The organism is Pseudoalteromonas sp. CO348, from assembly GCF_004208845.1.
In the GTDB taxonomy this organism is placed as follows: Bacteria; Pseudomonadota; Gammaproteobacteria; order Enterobacterales; family Alteromonadaceae; genus Pseudoalteromonas; species Pseudoalteromonas maricaloris.
In genome coordinates this window covers 128,924-149,381 of record NZ_SGPI01000016.1, presented here as the reverse complement: position 1 = coordinate 149,381, position 20,458 = coordinate 128,924, and the positions used below count along the sequence as shown (strand labels likewise).

18 protein-coding genes are annotated in these 20,458 nt (G+C 41.2%); 9 read left to right on the top strand and 9 right to left on the bottom strand.

From position 1 onward, the window contains the following. The first annotated feature begins 634 nt into the window (after positions 1–634). The 4 genes from EXT48_RS07200 to EXT48_RS07185 all read left to right on the top strand — a co-directional run bounded on the left by EXT48_RS07200 (position 635) and on the right by EXT48_RS07185 (position 4,174). On the top strand, positions 635–922 hold the full coding sequence (locus tag EXT48_RS07200) for a hypothetical protein (protein WP_130164031.1): 288 nt from the start codon (positions 635–637) through the stop codon (positions 920–922). 42 nt (positions 923–964) lie between these two features. Next, positions 965–1,285 (top strand): hypothetical protein, encoded by a 321-nt coding sequence (locus EXT48_RS07195; RefSeq protein ID WP_130164030.1) that lies wholly within the window; start codon positions 965–967, stop codon positions 1,283–1,285. A 280-nt stretch (positions 1,286–1,565) separates the two neighbouring features. After that, positions 1,566–3,371, top strand: a complete 1,806-nt coding sequence (locus EXT48_RS07190; protein WP_165384096.1) for a 6-hydroxymethylpterin diphosphokinase MptE-like protein — start codon at positions 1,566–1,568, stop codon at positions 3,369–3,371. Then, positions 3,368–4,174, top strand: a complete 807-nt coding sequence (locus EXT48_RS07185) for a hypothetical protein (protein ID WP_130164028.1) — start codon at positions 3,368–3,370, stop codon at positions 4,172–4,174. Before EXT48_RS07190 ends, EXT48_RS07185 begins: the two co-directional genes overlap by 4 nt. A gap of 37 nt (positions 4,175–4,211) precedes the next feature. Here EXT48_RS07185 and pyrF read toward each other — a convergent pair whose 3' ends face one another. From pyrF to gyrA, 9 genes are all read right to left on the bottom strand, one after another. Further along, positions 4,212–4,922, bottom strand: a complete 711-nt coding sequence (gene pyrF / locus EXT48_RS07180; protein WP_069019127.1) for an orotidine-5'-phosphate decarboxylase — start codon at positions 4,920–4,922, stop codon at positions 4,212–4,214. 28 nt (positions 4,923–4,950) lie between these two features. Further along, positions 4,951–6,087 (bottom strand): lipopolysaccharide assembly protein LapB, encoded by a 1,137-nt coding sequence (locus tag EXT48_RS07175; RefSeq protein ID WP_045990775.1) that lies wholly within the window; start codon positions 6,085–6,087, stop codon positions 4,951–4,953. A 2-nt stretch (positions 6,088–6,089) separates the two neighbouring features. After that, entirely contained in the window at positions 6,090–6,353 is a 264-nt protein-coding gene (locus EXT48_RS07170) for a lipopolysaccharide assembly protein LapA domain-containing protein (RefSeq protein WP_010377035.1), read from the bottom strand. Positions 6,354–6,370: 17 nt separating this feature from the next. Then, positions 6,371–6,661, bottom strand: a complete 291-nt coding sequence (gene ihfB, locus EXT48_RS07165) for an integration host factor subunit beta (RefSeq protein ID WP_010377033.1) — start codon at positions 6,659–6,661, stop codon at positions 6,371–6,373. Between the two features lie 61 nt (positions 6,662–6,722). Continuing rightward, positions 6,723–8,390, bottom strand: a complete 1,668-nt coding sequence (rpsA, locus tag EXT48_RS07160) for a 30S ribosomal protein S1 (protein WP_017217321.1) — start codon at positions 8,388–8,390, stop codon at positions 6,723–6,725. 97 nt (positions 8,391–8,487) lie between these two features. Further along, complete coding sequence (gene cmk, locus EXT48_RS07155) at positions 8,488–9,204, bottom strand: (d)CMP kinase (RefSeq protein WP_017217320.1); 717 nt, start codon at positions 9,202–9,204, stop codon at positions 8,488–8,490. 253 nt (positions 9,205–9,457) lie between these two features. Continuing rightward, entirely contained in the window at positions 9,458–10,738 is a 1,281-nt protein-coding gene (gene aroA, locus EXT48_RS07150) for a 3-phosphoshikimate 1-carboxyvinyltransferase (protein ID WP_130164027.1), read from the bottom strand. Next, on the bottom strand, positions 10,738–11,820 hold the full coding sequence (gene serC, locus EXT48_RS07145; protein ID WP_039495791.1) for a 3-phosphoserine/phosphohydroxythreonine transaminase: 1,083 nt from the start codon (positions 11,818–11,820) through the stop codon (positions 10,738–10,740). Before serC ends, aroA begins: the two co-directional genes overlap by 1 nt. Before the next feature lie 211 nt (positions 11,821–12,031). Continuing rightward, positions 12,032–14,704: a DNA gyrase subunit A gene (gene gyrA / locus EXT48_RS07140; RefSeq protein ID WP_045990771.1), complete on the bottom strand. Its 2,673-nt coding sequence runs from the start codon at positions 14,702–14,704 to the stop codon at positions 12,032–12,034. Between the two features lie 265 nt (positions 14,705–14,969). Here gyrA and ubiG point away from each other — a divergent pair, with 265 nt between their 5' ends. From ubiG to yfaE, 5 genes are all read left to right on the top strand, one after another. After that, a complete protein-coding gene (gene ubiG, locus EXT48_RS07135) occupies positions 14,970–15,680 on the top strand; it encodes a bifunctional 2-polyprenyl-6-hydroxyphenol methylase/3-demethylubiquinol 3-O-methyltransferase UbiG (RefSeq protein ID WP_010377022.1) in 711 nt (236 codons plus the stop codon). Further along, entirely contained in the window at positions 15,677–16,324 is a 648-nt protein-coding gene (locus tag EXT48_RS07130; RefSeq protein ID WP_130164026.1) for an HAD family hydrolase, read from the top strand. Before ubiG ends, EXT48_RS07130 begins: the two co-directional genes overlap by 4 nt. Before the next feature lie 355 nt (positions 16,325–16,679). Continuing rightward, positions 16,680–18,965, top strand: a complete 2,286-nt coding sequence (nrdA, locus tag EXT48_RS07125; protein ID WP_039495787.1) for a class 1a ribonucleoside-diphosphate reductase subunit alpha — start codon at positions 16,680–16,682, stop codon at positions 18,963–18,965. A gap of 53 nt (positions 18,966–19,018) precedes the next feature. Then, positions 19,019–20,149, top strand: coding sequence for a class Ia ribonucleoside-diphosphate reductase subunit beta (nrdB, locus tag EXT48_RS07120; RefSeq protein WP_017217314.1), 1,131 nt, complete (start codon positions 19,019–19,021; stop codon positions 20,147–20,149). Next, positions 20,149–20,421, top strand: coding sequence for a class I ribonucleotide reductase maintenance protein YfaE (gene yfaE / locus EXT48_RS07115; RefSeq protein ID WP_130164025.1), 273 nt, complete (start codon positions 20,149–20,151; stop codon positions 20,419–20,421). The genes nrdB and yfaE overlap by 1 nt, the downstream gene beginning before the upstream one ends. Positions 20,422–20,458: the final 37 nt, after the last annotated feature.

The window sequence follows — 20,458 nt, the reverse complement described above, 5'->3', positions numbered from 1 at the left end:
AAATCAACTAAGGTTAAATATCATGCACACAAGGATGACCATTTACGGCATAAGCCAAAGTACTAAGGTCGTTAGTTTTGAACTAAGCACTTGTATAAATGAAGCTTTTGTTTACCATAGCACTTTAGGATCAGGTTCCTATTTTTCTTACAAACTTTTGACTGGGAATAATGTGACTTTTGAAACAATCAACCCAGTTCAAATAAGCACTTTTTTCAAGGATCCCTTTTTGAAATTCGTACGAGGATGACCTCTGAGCACAGTTATTCTTATCAATTCACCTCAAAGCCAAGGACTGAACTACGTAAACAAACAGAGAAAAGCCAAGTTTTTGTAAAAACCAATGTACAATCTTTGATCAGTTCCCTTATTTTAAAAGTTAGCTATTCACAAGACCGTATAAAATGGCGATTTACCCACGCGAGCGCGGTGCTTACAAGCGCCAGGAACGACGGCACTTTTGTTCACCCGACTCTTGGCAAAGTACGGGTTAATTTATTAGTTTGAATGCCATGATTTTATTGAGTCAATAGTGATTCCGGAGGGTAATTGAGCCGGACACTTTATGAAATGTTTCTTTAAAGCGACAGAAAATGAATAAAATAATTTACTCATCTATTAATAAGGAAATACCATGATCACAACGGAGATGTATTTTATTGGTTTTTTGGTTTCTTTGATCAGTTTCATCGTTGCTGTATTGATTAGCAAACAGAGACATAAGCTAGTTCAACCTTGGATAAAAGCCATTGTGTTACTAACATCAGTGCTTTCGTTTTTTATCTGTATGTCTATACTTTCAAGGCTATTTTCCAATGCGGTTATCATAAGTAAAGCCGCGGGTCAGTCGATCATATTTATACTGGTCGGTTTTGGGATCTACAAATTTATAGCACATACAAAAGCCAAAAGTCGCCAGTAAAATCAGAGCAACATTTATCGCTGAACATAACAAGGAGTTGGAATGCGAGAAGAAAACCGACAAGTCCCACAACAATTGGGCCAGTATCTATACCAACAAATTAAAGAGCCGTGGAGTGAAGCGCGACTCGTATTGGACTACCATGACGACAATATGCCTAGGTGTTCCGCTTTTTACTATGACACCAGCACACCAAAACAAGCACACGTTATACCAGTAAGTGATGAAATTTCCGTTCTTTTTTTAAGCTTGTTCGAAAATGCAACGTCAAATCAAGAAGAGAACTGGCAAAAAGCCATTTTCTCGGTACAGCGCAGTGGTCAGTTTAGTTTAAATTTTGAAACTGCTGAAAACGAAGAATAAGAGACAACTATCCTATAACGATTGGCCATACAAACGGTATGGCTAATCAAGCTTCCGTCAAATATTGCTTAATACCCAGCTAACGTAACACTTAATAAAGAATAAAACACAAGGTTACCTACACATTACTTTTAGAGTAGATTTCAATCCATCATCTATGGTTGCTCCTCGCTTGATGCTTCTCTATTAAATTGAAAGAAAACTTTCAGGTTTGATGCTAATATGGGTACTCAATTCTAATGCTTATCGAGTAATTAGATATCAAGGAATAGAACAATATATGAAAGCAAGTATTCAAATTTCACAGAACGAATCACACTTCCCTCAGATTCGAGATAAATTACATGCTAAGTCTATCGAATTAGAATTCTATGGCATTGACCCTAAAGTTCAGTGCATTAAGCAAGTGGAACTTTTCTTTAATAGACCAACTCACCTTTCTCTAAATTTATCCATAGCTGAAACACAGTATTGCCATCAACAATTTATAAATGAATCACATGACATTGCATTAGCATTGGGCTTTAAGCCAAACTCGACACCTACATCCAGTACACTCATCATTCTTGGCTTAGGTGCTGGCTATCACGTTCCCGCATTACTTAACAAGCTAAATTATATAGATGTGATAATTATTGAGCAGGATCAAAAGCTTGAAGCCCTAGGCCGTTTTAACATCGATCTCGAAACGATAAAAAATGAGTGTAAAGCACGCGGTGGTAATCTAAAGCTCATTAGCTGCAAGAGCTATAGTGAATTTTTAGATGGTTTAGCATCCTACTCGTCTAATCGATGTTGTGGAATATTTAGTGATATTAGTTTATTTAGACACTATAACTGTCAGTTATTTGATAAAATATATGAATCATTTAAGGAATGGAGAAACTCCTTCGTAAGTCTATGGGGCTTTATGGAAGATGAGATGATGAGTTTAAAACATTCCTCTCAAAACATAAGAAGTCTAAAAAACTTTAAAACATCAGATTTTTCTTTTCTAGAAAGCCATAAAGCTTTGATTGTAGGAAATGGTCCTTCGCTAGATTTTATAATTGATGATATAAATAAATTTAATGGTATTGTTGTATCATGTGGGACATCATTGCCGAGCCTACTGAGAAAAAACATTGTTCCACATATACATGTAGAAATGGAGAGAAGTAAGGATGGCTATTATATTAAAGAAGATTACCTAAAAAGTCCTCTATTGAAAAATACACTATTGATAACATTAAACACCGTCTACCATAAAACTCTGCTAGCATTCGAGAATAGATTAGTTTTTTTTAAAGCAAATGACATTACAACAGAAATTATTAAAAAAGAACATGCAATCACTCCGCTTTACTATAGCAACCCAACCGTTACAAATACAGCGATATCTGCACTTGTAAGTCTGGGCGTAAAAAAGTTTGTATTATCTGGATGTGATTATGGTTTTGTTGATGAGGAAATGCATCATTGTAAGCACTCTCAATACTATAATGAAAGAGATGCTTTGAGTCTATGTCGCTTTACTGGTCAGCACTATGTGTCAGGTAACCAGACTGAAAGAGTGTTAACAACTCGAATATTCAACGAATCAAGAAAAGCGGTTGAATCGTTAATCCAGATTAATCCTGATCTGAGTGTTGAGAATATAAGTAATGGCGCATTGATAAATGGTGCAACACCAACAAAGGAATTGAAGAAAAACTCAGTTCCTTTTTCCTTTTCACTATTTGAAGAAAGTTTAAAAACAGTAAACAACCTTAACCATATAAACTTTACATTTAAACACCATTTATATAGATGTTGTGAAATATTAAATTCGCACATCAAAGATTTAGAAAAAACTAGAACATTAAATGAATTAAAATCGGCGCTTTCTAATTTCATCCGTGGTTTAGAGTCAAATTCAAATGAAAGAGAGGTTATGCTCGTCTTATCGGGTAGCTTTAAGTATATCATCTTTGGAGTATTCAACCATACAAACCATATACCTAAGGACAAAAAGGAGAATTATTTCTTAAATATAAAACCTATACTATGTGCAATAGTAACAAAGATAAAAACAGAAATTTTAAGTTATTGTAAGGATAGATCGTGAAATTTAATTTATTTGCTGTTTTACCTACTACAGTGGTTTTAGCAAGTACTGTACAATCAATTGCATCTGCTGCTGAAATAATTAGTGATGGAATTAATCAGGAGTTATACGGAAGTGTAACCCAGACCAATAATACCGCGAGTGAATCGCTTAGTACTAGCGATTCTTTTGGTACTAGCGATTCTTTTGGTACTAGCGATTCTTTTGGTACTAGCGATTCTTTTGGTACTAGCGATTCTTTTGGTACTAGTGACTCTTTTGGTACTAGTGACTCTTTTGGTACTAGCGACTCTTTTGGTACTAGCGACTCTTTTGGCACTAGTGACTCATTTGGTAGTAGCGACTCATTTGGTAGTAGTGACTCATTTGGTACTAGCGATTCTTTGGGTACTAGCGATTCGTCTAGTACAGCATTCCCGTATTCTACTAGTGAGTTAACAAAAGGTATTTTATCCATTGTGTATGAACAATATGGTTATAAATCCCTTCTTTATGAAATTTGTATAAGGTCAAACAAGAACTTAGTGATAGCTAGAGCAACTGAGCAAACTGAAAGTAATAGAGGATATGACTTTCTGGCTAGGGGAAACTACAAACTTAACGACAACTCGCTGACGCTAAAAATTGGAGCGACTGATAAAACAAAGCTAGAGAAGTTTAATTTCATTACTAGCGATGATCCAAATTACACGTTCATGGGTGAGTGGTACACCAATAAGCACAACAAGACTAAGGTCTATGCTCAATATCTTCCGGAGGAGTTTTACTTCGCCTATAGTTGCGACACACGACTTGGACAATAAAAGAAAGCCAACGTAAATATTACGTTGGCTTTGCAATTTAAATTTCGGCTATGCTAGTGTTAATCGCCTTCAACGTAGCTGCAGGATCTTCAGCTTTAGTAATTGGACGCCCTATCACTAGATAATCACTACCCGCTTTCACTGCTTTTTCAGGCGTCATAATACGTTTTTGATCGCCAGCATCAGCACCTGCTGGCCGGATACCCGGTGTCACAAGCTTAAACTCTTCACCGAGTTGAGCTTTTAAAAGTTCGGCTTCTTGTGCAGAACAAACCACGCCATCTAGGCCTGATTCTTTCGCTAATTTTGCTAGATATAGCACTTGCTCTTGAGGCGTCTTTTCAATTCCAAGCTTTAATAATTGTCCTTGATCCATACTCGTTAGTACGGTCACAGCAATAAGTAACGGCGCTTTATCGCCGTAAGCTACCAACGCTTCTTTTGCTTTTGACATCATTTCGTGACCGCCGCTGGCGTGAACATTTACCATCCACACACCAAGCTCAGCTGCAGCAGTTACTGCTTTTGCGACTGTATTTGGAATATCATGAAATTTCAGGTCTAAGAATACATCAAAATTCATATCTACCAGTTTTTTTACAAACTGAGGGCCAAAATAGGTAAACATCTCTTTACCTACTTTCAATCGGCATTCGTCAGGTGAAAGCTGAGAAACAAATGATAATGCAGCTTCTTCATTATCATAATCAAGCGCAATCAAAACCTTTTTTAAATCTTGTGTCGACATAGTTACCCTATTTGGCCAAATTAAAAACTTAAAAACCGTCTAACCCACGGCTTGGAGCAAGTGACTCCCAATGTTTGCAGGAGGGACATAACCAATACATCGTATGACTTGTAAACCCACAATGACCACATTGATAGTTTGGCTTAGTTGCAATATAAGACTTCACCAATTTATCTATTTCTTGTAGTACGTGGTCTATTTTAGCATCTTTGCCGCTAATGAGTTGCAACAAATAACTAAAGCCCCTAATTGATGGTTCACGCTTTAAACTATCAGTTAGAAACTCTATTGCCTCAGAAATATGACCTTTTTGGACTAATCCCTGGCAAAACTTAATTCTGATCAGCACGCCTCCTTTTTCTAATAACTCTGAGACTAGCTCAAAGAATTGATCGTGAATGTTTAATTGAACATAACAGGATTCGAGGTCTTCTATTACTAGTGGTGCCATAAATACAAATTGGCTCACGAGCTTTCGCCAATAATATATACACTTCACGTAATCATCATGTTTGTATGCATCTTTGCCCATTTCGTACAAGGGTCTTACTGTTTCATGCGCGAGCGCTGTTGCTTTTTCGAATAGGCTTGGATTCTTTTCTTGATTTGCAGCTTCACAATAGAAGTTTGCAATAGTGGCGCAATGAGACGACTTTTTGAAAAGCTCAGGATGCGCTTCATACATATGAACGCCTTTTCGCCAATCTCTAGTTTGAGAGTATAGGTTTAAAATCGGGTCGAGTGCATCTTTAAACCCAAGTTTTACAAGAATGACTAAATGTTCTTCAGCGCTATCCAATAGGCCAGCTAAGATGTAATCTTGAGCAAGCTCTAGGCGACAGGACTTCACGACCTCTTCATCTAGATTAGGTTGTTTAAGTAGGAGCTCATGAATTTTTATCGCTCTATCTAACTCTCCCCGCTTTCTAAAAAGCGATGCGAGTGTTAAATAATGGTCGACGGAGTCTGCTGAGACTTCAAGTAATTTGGTGAGGTGTTCAAGACCCTGATCTTCTTCCCTATCTAATAGGAATTTTAGGCCTTTACTGTATTCAGAAGTAATTTGTCTACTTTGCTCTAGGGCTTGATTCTTAGCACTATTTTTACCCATAACATAACCGTAAGCGGCGGCTACAGGTAGTAATAAAAACAGCAGCTCGATCATAACTAGCGTTCGGCTGCTTGACTAAGCTTACTATTACTTTTTTTTAGGCGATGATTTTGCCATTTAAGCTTAGATAAAACCGACGCTGTTACAAGTAAACCAATAATTATCCCAAGAGCTAAGCAAATACTCATTAAGGTTGCGAGTGGTAACTCTGCACTTGCAATTACAAAATTGACATTAACAACTTGTGGATTTTGTGTTCCAACTAAAAATGCAATCAGTATGGCAACAACAGCTAATCCCTTTTTCAATACTGCAACCAAGTTTAGCTCCGTTAGACTTAATTATTTAAGCTTTCGTTTACTCTATCGCGCAGCTCTTTGCCTGGCTTAAAGTGTGGTACGTATTTACCATCCAATTCTACTGTTTCGCCCGTTTTAGGATTACGACCAGTGCGAGGAGAACGGAAGTGAAGCGAGAAACTACCAAAACCACGGATTTCGATACGCTCCGAGTCTGATAATGAGCCAGCCATTTGTTCAAGGATTTCTTTTACCGCATTCTCTACATCTTTAACAGGAACGTGAGCGTGCTGCAGTGCAAGTTGTTCTATCAATTCAGACTTTGTCATAATGTTTCCTTTAGTGTAAAAGGAAGGGCTAAGCGCCCTTCCTAGTTTAAAGACTGATTAATTAGTCTTTTTGAGCATTTTTGAAAGCTGCAGCCATTGCGTTTTCGAACGCAGGCTCATCTTTCTTAAGCTTCTCTAGTACTTCTTTTTCTTCAGCTTCGTAGATAGCTTTAACTGATAGGCTGATAGTACGGTTCTTACGATCAACACCTACAAATTTAGCTTCGATTTCGTCGCCTTCAGAAACAGCAGCAGTCGCGTCTTCAACACGCTCTTGCGCGATGTCAGCTACACGGATGTAACCTTCAACGCCTTCGATTAGCTCAACAGTTGCGCCTTTAGCATCAACTTCAGTCACTTTACCTTTAACAATAGCACCTTTTTTGTTGGCGTCTAGGTAGTTAGTGAATGGATCAGCGTCGATTTGCTTAACGCCTAGAGAGATACGCTCACGCTCTGGGTCAACCTGTAGAACGATAGCTGTGATTTCGTCACCTTTCTTGTACTCACGTACTGCTTCTTCGCCTGGAGTGTTCCAAGAGATATCAGATAGGTGTACAAGACCGTCGATACCACCGTCAAGACCGATGAAGATACCGAAGTCAGTGATAGACTTGATCTTACCAGAAACTTGGTCGCCTTTGTTGTTAAGACGAGCAAATTCTTGCCAAGGGTTAGCTTTACACTGCTTAAGACCTAGAGAAATACGACGACGCTCTTCGTCGATTTCAAGAACCATAACTTCAACAGTATCACCTAGTGAAACTACTTTTGAAGGGTGGATGTTCTTGTTAGTCCAATCCATTTCTGAAACGTGTACTAGACCTTCAACGCCTTCTTCGATTTCAACGAAACAGCCGTAGTCAGTTAGGTTAGTTACACGACCAGTAAGCTTAGCACCTTCTGGGTAACGACCAGCGATAGCAGCCCATGGATCTTCGCCAAGTTGCTTAAGACCTAGAGAAACACGAGTCTTCTCTTTGTCGAACTTAAGTACTTTAACGTTGATTTCGTCACCTACGTTCACGATCTCTGAAGGGTGCTTAACGCGCTTCCAAGCCATGTCAGTGATGTGTAGAAGACCGTCAACACCACCTAAGTCTACGAATGCACCGTAGTCTGTAAGGTTCTTAACGATACCCTTAACTTCTTGACCTTCAACAAGGTTTTGAAGAAGCTCTTCACGCTCTTGTGAGTTCTCAGATTCGATAACAGCACGACGTGAAACAACAACGTTGTTGCGCTTCTGGTCTAGCTTGATAACTTTGAACTCTAGCTCTTTACCTTCAAGGTGAGCTGTGTCGCGAACTGGACGTACATCAACAAGTGAACCAGGTAGGAATGCACGGATTGAATCAACTTCAACTGTGAAACCGCCTTTAACTTTACCGTTGATCATACCAACAACAGTTTCGTGCTCTTCACATGCTTTCTCTAGACGGATCCAAGCTTCGTGACGCTTCGCTTTCTCACGAGAAAGGATAGTCTCACCGAAACCGTCTTCGATAGCGTCAAGTGCTACATCTACTTCGTCGCCAACAGCAACTTCTAGTTCACCAGCAGCATTTTTGAATTGCTCTGCAGGGATTGCACTTTCAGACTTAAGGCCAGCGTCAACAAGAACAACGTTGTTCTCGATAGCGATTACTGTACCTTTAACGATTGAGCCTTGCTCAACTTCAAAACCCTGTAGGCTTTCTTCAAATAACTGCGCAAAATTTTCTGACATACTAAATACGTCTCTATAAAGTTAAATTACCAATTAGCAACCATGCTGCATGGGGTTGTTAAATAAACACTAGCTTCCTGCCTGTGTCATTAAAAAATTACTTAGGTAAACAACTTTTTGGAAGTTTACCAGCCACAATGGCGTCTTGAATAAAAGACATAACCTGTTTGAACACTTGCTCAGCATTATGCTCAGTTGTATCAACAACTATCGCATCGCTAGCAGGAACTAATGGGGCAACCTTGCGATTCATATCGCGATCATCGCGAGCTTTAATGTCTTCTAACAGACCACTTAGTGTAACATCATGGCCTTTCTCATTCAACTCAACAAATCGCCTGCGAGCACGTTCTTCTGCACTTGCAGTCAAATAAATTTTAAGTTCAGCATCAGGGAACACCACCGTTCCCATATCACGTCCATCTGCAATTAAGCCAACTTCAGTTCTAAAAGCGCGCTGACGTCGTAATAATGCTTCTCTCACTCGAGGTAGCGCCGCAATTTTTGACGCTGCCGCGCCGACTTCTTCATTGCGAATGGTGTTAGTAACATCTTCACCTTCAAGTACAATTTTGCTTTTTTTAGTTTCTTTATCGATAGAAAATTGTACATCCAAATTGGCAGCGAGTGGGACCAACCCCTCTTCGTTATCAGTTGCAATTTGGTGGTGTAATGCTGCTAACGAAAGCACGCGATAAATCGCACCGCTATCCAACACTTCCCAATTTAATGTTTCAGCTAACAAGCGACAAACAGTTCCTTTGCCTGAACCACTTGGGCCGTCTACGGTGATAACTGGCATAGCTGCCTGCATTTAGACCTCCTAAAAATGCTCACCTGAATTTGACGGCGCATAGTATACGTCAATTTGCTGAATATATCCTTATTTACCTGTCATTTTTTGTTATATCTCAAATTATTAGTACAGTGAAAGGCACTAAAAGTCAGGTGCTAACTGGCTTTGACTGAATAAGATTCAGTCAAATATGCGTGTATTTGACTTTGTTATGATGACTATTTTAGAGAAGATTTTAAGGTGCTGAACATCTTCAACACCTTGGATGAAATCAATACTGACTAATGCTTTCTAACACTGAAAAATAGGTTGGGAAAGTTTTTGCCGTACATTTTGGGTCGTTAATCGTGATAGCTTGACCACCCACTGCCACCATCGAAAAACACATCGCAATGCGATGGTCATTGTATGTGTCTACATCCGTAAAATTAAAATTAGCCGGTGGTGTAACTTCGATAAAGTCGTGCCCTTCTACCACTTCTGCGCCTACTTTTTTAAGTTCAGTCGCCATGGCAGCTAGCCTATCGGTTTCTTTCACGCGCCAATTGTAGATATTACGAATTGCCGTTTTACCTTTTGCGAATAGCGCTACGGTTGCAAGCGTCATCGCCGCATCGGGAATAGCATTGGCGTCAATGTCCACACCATTTAGCTCACCTTTTCGGACAACGATACGCTCATCATGCCAATCAATGTCTGCACCGACTTGTTCCATCACTTTGGCAAAACCGATATCACCTTGCACACTTTGTTTACCCACTCCCTTTATTTCAATTTCGCCTCCTGCAATTGCAGCTGCTGCGATGAAATAAGAGGCTGACGAGGCATCCCCTTCGACCATAAGTGTTCCAGGAGATTGATACTGTTGGCCTGCTTTTACCACAAAATGTTGATAATCGTGGTTTTCGACATGAACCCCAAAGTGCGCCATCACGCCAATGGTAATATCAATATAAGGCTTTGAAACCAGTTCACCTTTAATCGCAATATTCGTATCGCCACTAAAAAGCGGTGCTGCCATCAATAATGCAGTTAAGAATTGGCTTGAGATACTACCGTCAATCTCAACTTCACCACCAGCAAGTTGCTTACCTGTAATTTTCAACGGCGGGTAGTCTTTGTTTTTGAGATATTGAATATCTGCACCAAGCGTTTGCATCGCATCAACAAGATGGCCAATTGGACGCTCTTCCATTCGTGGCTCACCAATCAGTTCATAATCACCAGGTATAGCTGCAAGCACTGCAGTTAATGGGCGATATGCTGTACCGGCATTACCTAAAAATAGCGGCTCAACGGGGGTGTTAAAGTTACCAGCATTTCCTTTGACCAGTGCCACCGTATTATCGTCTTCTAACGATACTTCAACGCCTAACTGAGACAATGCGCCTAACATATGGCGGATGTCATCGCTATCCAATAAGTTCGTCACTTTTGTCGTGCCTTCGCACAACGCTGCAAGCAACAAAATACGATTTGATAAGCTTTTAGAGCCAGGTAGCGTCACACTGCCACTGACTTTAGTAATAGGCTTGAGGGTCAATTGTTCCATCAACTGTTCTCCCGTGCGAATTTATCCATAAATGCAACTAACGCTTTGATCCCTTCAATTGGCATGGCGTTGTATATACTAGCTCGCATACCACCAACAAAACGGTGGCCTTCAAGTGCAATTAAACCGTTTTGTTCTGCCTCTGCCAAAAATTTAGCATTTAGGCTGTCATCATTTAACCAAAATGGTACGTTCATCAATGAGCGACAATGTTTTGCAACTTTGTTTGAATAGAAGTCAGAGCCATCGATGTAATCGTATAAAATGGCTGCTTTTTCTTGATTGTGCGCTTCCATGGCTTTAACACCACCAATGCTTTCAAGATACTTGAATACCTCAAACGCAAGATACCATGCAAATGTCGGTGGTGTGTTGTACATGCTTTGCTGATCAGCCTCAATGGCGTAATCAAGGATAGCAGGTCTTGGCAACCCTTCACGCTTCAATAACGTCTTACGTACAATGGCGATACTGAGACCCGAAGGACCGATATTTTTTTGTGCACCAGCATAGATCAAATCAAAGTCATCGACGTTAATTTCGCGAGATAAAATATTGGAAGACATATCCGCTACAATTGGTGCGGTTGCATGCTTTGGAACGTCAAATATTTCGATACCGTCGATGGTTTCGTTTGGACAATAGTGAATGTATGAAGCGTTTTCTGGTAACTTCCACTCGGAGACAGGTAAAATGTCGAATTGACCATTTTCGTCAGTGCGAATATTAATCGCATGCGTTTGCGTGAATTTTTCACCTTCTTTCGTCGCACCGGTAGACCAGATCCCGTTCTCGATATATACGCCAGGTACACCATCTACATGTAGATTTAACGGTACAGCAGCAAAGTGACCTCGGCCACCACCATGCATAAACAGGACTTCAAATTCATCAGAGATGTTCATCAAACGACGTAAGCTTGCTTCGCATTGCTTTGCCATTTCAAGATACGGTGCCGAACGATGGCTCACTTCCATCACCGAAACACCAAGATTTTGCCAATCTAGAAATTCTTTTTGCGCTTTTTTCATAACTTCAACAGGTAACATCGCAGGACCCGCGCAAAAATTATAAACCGTCATATTTTTCCTCATTCCAAATAATCTAGATCATCCAAAGAATAGCGTTATTCTCATGACTTTTTGGATGAACAGTGGGCTGCCCGACTAAAATGTCGGATTGTTGGTAGCCTTAATTTATCAGGCTTCAGGCTCTTGTCATAGAGGAGCAGATTGAAAAAATTGACAGAAAGAAAAAAAGCGACCGAAGTCGCTTTTTTTGGGTAGGATTTTTTTATTCCTCTGCGTCAGATCCCGCAGCAGGTGTTGCTTCACCTTCTAGCTCTGCAACGTCACCTTCAGGCAACTCTTGCACTTCAATTTCTTCGATGCGTTGAAGACCTACTACCTTTTCTTCTTCCATCGTACGGATCAGAATAACACCTTGGGTGTTACGGCCTACCGTAGAAACTTCGTTTACACGCGTTCTAACTAGCGTACCACGGTTTGAGATCAACATGATTTCATCGTTGTCATCAACTTGAACCGCGCCAACCACAGAACCATTTCTTTCAGTTACTTTGATTGACACTACACCTTGTGTTGCACGGCTCTTCGCTGGGTACTCTTCAAGCGGTGTACGCTTACCATAACCATTTTCAGTTACGGTCAAGATTGCACCATCGCCTTGTGGTACGATTAGTGATACCACTTTCACGTCATCAGGCATCTTGATACCACGAACACCTGTTGCTGTACGGCCCATCGGACGTAAAGCCAACATTTCTTCGCCAGTTTCAGGATCACGCTTCACTTCACCTGTTTCTGAATCTCGCTGCTTCTCGTTAAAGCGTACAACTTTACCATGCTCAGTAAATAGCATGATGTCATTTTCACCTGTGGTGATGTTAGCACCGATCAGGCTATCGCCTTCGTTCAAGTTGATAGCAATAATGCCACTTGCACGCTGACGGCTGTATGCAGTCAGAGGTGTTTTCTTAACGATACCACTTGCCGTCGCCATAACGATAAACTTATCTTCTTCGTATTCACGAACCGGTAAAATTGTCGTAATACGCTCATCAGCTTCGAGTGGTAATAAGTTAACAATTGGCTTTCCGCGCGCAGCACGTGATGCAAGCGGCAGCTGGTAAACTTTCAACCAATACAAGCGGCCAGAAGTGGAGAAACAAAGAATTGTATCGTGAGTATTTGCAACGAGTAGACGTTCGATAAAGTCTTCATCTTTCATCTTAGTTGCAGATCGCCCTTTACCACCACGACGCTGAGCTTCGTAATCGCTAAGAGGTTGATACTTAACGTAGCCTTCGTGAGAAAGCGTAACTACAACGTCTTCTTCGTTGATCAAATCTTCTAAACTGATATCGTGCGCAGCAGCAGTGATCTCTGTGCGACGCTCATCACCATACGTTTCTTTGATTTCAACTAACTCATCGCGGATCACTTCCATCAAACGCTCTGGAGTAGAAAGGATGTACAGTAGCTCAGCGATAAGATCGAGTAGTTCTTTGTATTCTGCCAGAATTTTCTCGTGCTCAAGACCTGTTAATTTGTGAAGTCTTAAGTCTAGGATTGCTTGGGCTTGTTGCTCAGACAAATAGTACTGACCATCACGGATCCCTAATTCTTCCGCTAACCAATCTGGACGCGCAACATTTTCTTCACCAGTACGCTCAAGCATTGATTTAACGTTACCAAGATCCCAAGCTCGCGCAGTTAGCGCCGCTTTCGCTTCTGCTGGAGTTGGTGACTTACGAATAAGCTCAATGATTGGGTCAATGTTGGCTAGCGCAATTGCGAGGCCTTCAAGCGTATGCGCTCGGTCTCTTGCCTTACGCAGGTCAAATACAGTACGACGCGTTACGACTTCACGACGGTGAATAATAAACGCATCAAGCATTTCTTTCAGGTTGAAACACTTGGGCTGGTTGTTATCTAGTGCAACCATATTGATGCCAAACACAGTTTGTAGTTGTGTTTGAGCGTATAGGTTGTTTAGTACAACCTCACCGACTTCACCGCGTTTGATTTCAATAACAATACGCATACCGTCTTTATCAGACTCGTCGCGTAGTGCACTGATCCCTTCAACCTTTTTGTCTTTAACAAGCTCTGCAATCTTTTCAATTAGTCTTGCTTTGTTAACTTGGTAAGGAATTTCATGAACGATGATGGTTTCTTTGTTTGTTTTCTCATCGACTTCGATTTCAGCTTTCGCGCGAATATAGATCTTACCACGACCTGTTTTATAGGCTTGTTCGATGCCGTTTTTACCGCTAATGATGGCAGCAGTCGGGAAATCAGGACCCGGAATATAGTCGATTAACTCTTCAATGGTGATGTCTGGATTCTGGATCACAGCCAAACAACCATTGATCACCTCAGTTAAGTTGTGAGGTGGAATATTGGTCGCCATACCAACCGCGATACCAGATGAACCATTCACCAATAAGTTAGGCACTTTAGTTGGTAACACATCTGGAATTTGCTCTGTACCATCGTAGTTTGGTACATAATCAACGGTTTCTTTTTCAAGGTCAGCAAGTAACTCGTGAGCGACTTTCGCCATACGTACTTCGGTATAACGCATCGCAGCTGCAGAGTCACCATCGACAGAACCAAAGTTACCTTGTCCATCTACGAGCATATAGCGTAGAGAGAAAGGCTGAGCCATACGTACAATAGTATCGTAAACCGCGCTATCACCATGCGGGTGATATTTACCGATTACGTCACCAACTACACGAGCTGACTTTTTATAAGGTTTGTTCCAGTCATTTTTAAGTTCATTCATCGCGAACAATACACGACGGTGAACAGGCTTTAGGCCGTCACGTACGTCAGGTAATGCACGACCTACGATTACACTCATTGCATAATCTAGGTATGAATTTTTTAATTCATCTTCGATATTGACTGGCAGGATTTCATTGGCGAGATCAGACATTTGACTCCACTTTCCTTCAGTGTCCACCCCTTTTGTGTCACACTACAACTTGTGTTGAGATGCTATCTGAATATCAAATTGCTCTTTCTGCTGAAGCGCCAATTAAACGCGCTTCAAAAAATAGCCGAATTGCCTCAGAGTATCAGCGGGGGCTTTGTTTATTATAAAATTCGTCAAGCATGCTAACACACTTTTTACCGTTTTACAGGTGCTATTTTTATCTAATCCCCTTTATAATGCGCTCAATTCGACGAGGAAGTTTTTTATGACCGAACATCAAAATGTAGACCCTAATGAAATCGCTAAATTTGAAGAAATAGCAGAGCGCTGGTGGGACCGAGAGGGAGAGTTTAAACCATTACACGACATTAACCCGTTGAGATTGGACTTTATTAACGATAAGTGTGAAGGCCTATTTGCAAAAACAGTATTGGATGTCGGTTGTGGTGGCGGGATTTTAACAGAAAGCATGGCTAAGCTGGGTGCAAATGCAACCGGTATCGATATGGGGCAAGAGCCGCTTAACGTCGCAAAGCTCCACGCATTAGAGGTCGGCGTTAACGTAGACTATCAAAAAGTGCCAGCGGAAGAATTCGCAGCTATGCACCAAAGTGAATTCGATGTAGTAACTTGCATGGAAATGTTAGAACACGTACCAGACCCAGAATCCATTATTCGTTCAGTCGCGCAGCTAGTTAAGCCCGGCGGTCATGTATTTTTTTCTACCTTAAACAAAACTACAAAAGCGTATTTACTGGCTATCGTCGCTGCTGAAAAACTGCTTAAAATGGTTCCTGAAGGCACGCATGAGCACGATAAGTTTATTCGCCCTTCGACCTTAATTGACTGGGCTGAAAAGTACGACCTCAAAGTCAGAGCGGCGACAGGGATTAACTACAACCCTATCGGCAAAACATTTACCTTAACGAAAGACGTTTCAGTTAACTACATTCTACACTTTGAGAAGCTGGCATGATCCAAGCGGTACTATTTGATTTAGACGGCACCTTGCTGGATACCAGTGATGATTTGGGCGCTGCACTAAACCACGTTTTAACTGTTAATAAAATGCCTTCTGTCGGCAAACAGGTATATAGCAGTGCGATTTCAAACGGCGTAGCAGCGATGTTACAGGTAGGGTTTGGTGAGTCATTAAAGCACTTTGATACTCAGATATTACGTCAGGGGGTACTCGACTACTATCTGGCAAATCTATCAGTACATTCCCAATGTTTTGCGCAAATTGGTGAGTTATTAGCGGCACTTTTAGAAAAAGAGATTCAGGTTGGGATCATGACCAACAAACCTGAGTTTTTAACACTTCCGCTACTAAAACAGATCCCTGAACTTGCAAAGATCGAGACAGTAGTATGCGGAGATACGCTGGCGGTGGCCAAACCTCATCCCGAGCCTTTACTGTTAGTGGCGTCAAAATTGGGGGTGTCACCAGCGCAATGTATTTATGTTGGCGATGCTGAGCGAGACATTATTGCTGCAAAATCCGCAAAAATGATTAGTGCAGCAGCAATGTGGGGATTCATTCCATCTGAAGCTGAAGCTAAGTATTGGCAGGCGGATCTCTATCTTACTAACCCATTAGACACGTTATCGCATATTTAGTGTCGATAAAAAAATAAAACACCATATATTGTGTTTTTGCTATAATAGATACGAATTTGTGTAGAAAAAAATCAGTTAGAATTTTTTTTTATTTTTGCTGAAAAGCATCATCTTTTTGTTGATTTTTCTTTGTGGGCAGATAAGTGGATTGTCATAGGTTAGTGGATACTTACATAAATAAATTATCCCAAACTTATCCACAATTCTGCCCAAGTTGTTCTCTTGCAAATTCACATCAACCCCACTATCTTGTGATCCCTAGCCACTAGGGCACCATATATAGTGGTGGTTTGCTAAACAATTTTATATTCGTGCGATATCTAAAGCGCGTTCCTAAGGAATACAGGCACATAACATGAACCAACAGCTATCTGTATGCAAAAGAAACGGTCGCAAAGAACCGTTAGATCTAGATAAGATCCATCGTGTCATTACATGGGCGGCAGAAGGCCTAGATAACGTCTCAGTTTCTCAGGTTGAATTAAAGTCACACATCCAGTTTTATGACGGTATTCGTACTGGTGATATCCACGAAACGATTATTAAAGCTGCAGCCGATCTGATCTCAAAAGAGTCTCCAGATTATCAGTATCTAGCCGCTCGTTTGGCTATTTTCCACTTGCGTAAGAAAGCCTATGGCTGTTTTGAGCCGCCGCACTTACACGACCACGTGGTAAAGCTGGTTGAAGACAAGCGCTACGATCAGCACCTTCTTACTGACTACACAAAAGCAGAGTTTGATGAGCTAAACAGCTACATCGACCATAGCCGAGATATGAACTTCAGCTATGCAGCTGTTAAGCAGTTGGAAGGTAAGTACCTTGTACAAAACCGCGTAACGGGTGAAATCTATGAAAGTGCGCAGTTCTTATATGTTCTTGTAGCTGCTAGCCTGTTTGCAAACTACCCGAAAGAAACGCGTCTAGATTACATTAAGCGATTCTACGATGCGGTTTCAACATTCAAAATTTCATTACCAACGCCAATTATGGCGGGTGTTCGTACGCCGACACGTCAGTTTAGTTCATGCGTACTGATTGAATGTGCTGATAGCCTAGATTCAATCAACGCAACTTCTTCTGCGATTGTAAAATACGTCAGTCAGCGCGCTGGTATTGGTATTAACGCAGGTCGTATTCGTGCACTAGGTAGCCCAATCAGAAATGGTGAAGCGTACCACACAGGATGTATTCCATTTTATAAGCACTTCCAAACGGCTGTTAAAAGCTGTTCTCAAGGCGGTGTGCGTGGTGGCGCAGCGACCCTATTCTACCCGCTTTGGCATCTTGAAGTTGAAAACCTATTAGTACTAAAAAATAACCGAGGTGTTGAAGAGAACCGCGTGCGTCATTTAGATTATGGCGTGCAGTTCAACAAAACCATGTATAGCCGCCTAATTAAAGACGACTATATCACGCTATTTAGTCCATCAGATGTGCCAGGTCTTTACGACGCATTCTTTGAAGATCAAGATAAATTCGAAGAACTGTATGTTAAGTACGAGCAAGATGAGGCTATTCGTAAGAAACGCATTAAAGCGATTGAATTATTCTCAATGTTTGCGCAAGAACGTGCGAGCACCGGTCGTATTTATCTACAAAACGTTGACCACTGTAATACACACAGTCCGTTTGACTCTAAGGTTGCACCGATCCGCCAGTCAAACCTATGCCTTGAAATTGCACTACCAACGAAGCCGTTAAGCCATGTAAATGACCCTGAAGGTGAAATTGCACTTTGTACGCTTTCAGCATTTAACTTAGGTGCCATCAAGTCTCTAGATGAGCTAGAAGAGTTAGCAGAGCTTGCGGTTCGCGCACTTGATAACCTATTAGACTATCAAGACTACCCTGTTCCTGCTGCGTACAATGCAACGATGGGACGCCGTACCCTGGGTATCGGTGTGATTAACTTTGCCTATTATCTTGCAAAGAATGGTGTTAAGTACTCAGACGGTAGCGCTAACGGCCTAACACACAGAACATTTGAAGCGATCCAATACTATTTGATGAAAGCCTCGAATGAACTGGCAAAAGAGCGCGGCGCTTGCCCTAAGTTTAACGAGACGACCTACTCACAAGGTATCATGCCAATAGATACCTATAAGCGTGACCTTGATAAAGTCTGTGAAGAGCCATTACGCCTTGACTGGGATGCATTAAGAGCAAGTATCCAAGAACACGGTATGCGTAACTCAACGTTGTCAGCCTTGATGCCGTCAGAAACATCTTCGCAAATCTCAAATGCAACAAACGGTATTGAACCACCTCGTGGTCATATCAGTGTTAAAGCAAGTAAAGATGGTATCTTGAAGCAAGTTGTACCTGAGTACGACCGCCTCAAAGACAACTATGAGCTACTTTGGGATATTCCATCTAACGATGGTTACCTTGCGCTAGTTGGTATTATGCAGAAGTTCATCGATCAAACTATCTCTGCAAATACCAATTATGATCCAAGTAAGTTTGAAGCGGGTAAAGTTCCTATGAAGCTATTGCTGAAAGACTTACTCACCGCATACAAACTTGGTGTTAAGACACTTTACTATCATAATACCCGCGACGGTGCTTCGGATGCTCAAGATGAGCTGAAACCAGAAGCAGAAGACGATGGCTGTGAAGGCGGCGCTTGTAAGATATAACTTTTTATGCGGGTGGTCTTCACCCGCTTTTTTAGGTATTGAGTAACACATTTATGGCATATTCTACGTTTAGCAGAAATCATAACGACCAATTAAAAGAACCGATGTTTTTCGGACAAACTGTTAATGTATCTCGCTACGACCAACAGAAGTTCCCTATTTTCGAAAAGCTAATTGAAAAGCAATTATCGTTTTTCTGGCGTCCAGAAGAAGTAGACGTAAGTAAGGATAGATTGGACTTTCAGGCACTTCCTGAGCACGAAAGACATATCTTTTTGAGCAATCTAAAATATCAAACATTGCTAGACAGTGTTCAAGGTCGCTCTCCGAACGTTGCACTTTTGCCGATCGTCTCCATCCCTGAACTTGAAACTTGGATCGAAACTTGGGCGTTTAGTGAAACGATCCACAGTCGCTCTTACACTCACATTATTCGTAATGTGACGCAGAATCCGGAAGTGATCTTTGACGACATCGTGGGCAATGACAAAATTGTTGAACGTGCGGATGCAGTGACCAAGTATTACGACGAACTGATTGAAAAGGTAAGCCTTTATAATCAGTACGGTGAAGGTAAACATGAAATTAACGGCACAACGGTCGTCATTAACTTGTTTGAACTGAAAAAACTTCTGTATCTTTGCATCATGTCGGTAAACATCTTAGAAGCGATCCGCTTCTACGTGAGTTTTGCCTGCTCATTTGCTTTTGCTGAGCGAGAGCTTATGGAAGGTAATGCTAAGATCATCAAGCTAATTGCTCGTGATGAAGCGCTTCATTTGTCTGGCACACAGCATATGCTGAATATCATGCAAGAAGGCAAAGATGACCCTGAAATGTCTATCGTGGCAGCACAATGCCGTGACGAAGCGATTAAGATGTTTGTTGAAGCAGCTGAGCAAGAAAAAGAATGGGCTGAGTATCTATTTAAAGACGGCTCAATGATTGGCCTGAACAAAGATATTTTGTGTCAATACGTTGAGTACATCACAAATATTCGTATGGCAGCAGTTGGTTTACCAACGCAATTTGAGACCAAATCGAATCCTATTCCGTGGATCAATGCTTGGCTTGTTTCTGACAATGTTCAGGTTGCACCACAGGAAGCTGAGATCAGCTCATACCTTGTTGGACAAATCGACTCTGAAGTTGATGCCTCTGACTTTGGCGATTTCGACTTGTAATGGTTGAAAAGCCATCCTTCCTAATTCAGGTTGAGAATATTGAGGAGCCACTGAAATATGTGGCTTCTTCGTCTTCGATACTTGAGACCCTTGAAGCCGCGAATATTGAAGTCCCCTATCAATGTCGCGAGGGTTTTTGCGGCGCCTGCCGCGCCAAGCTCATTGAAGGACAAACACAGTACACAAACGAGCCACTTGCTTTTGTGAGAGATGGGGAAATTTTATTATGCTGTAGCAGACCCACAAGCCATATTAAAATAGAGTTGCCGTAAATAACCAAAACCCAAGAGATAACAACTTGCCTAATAG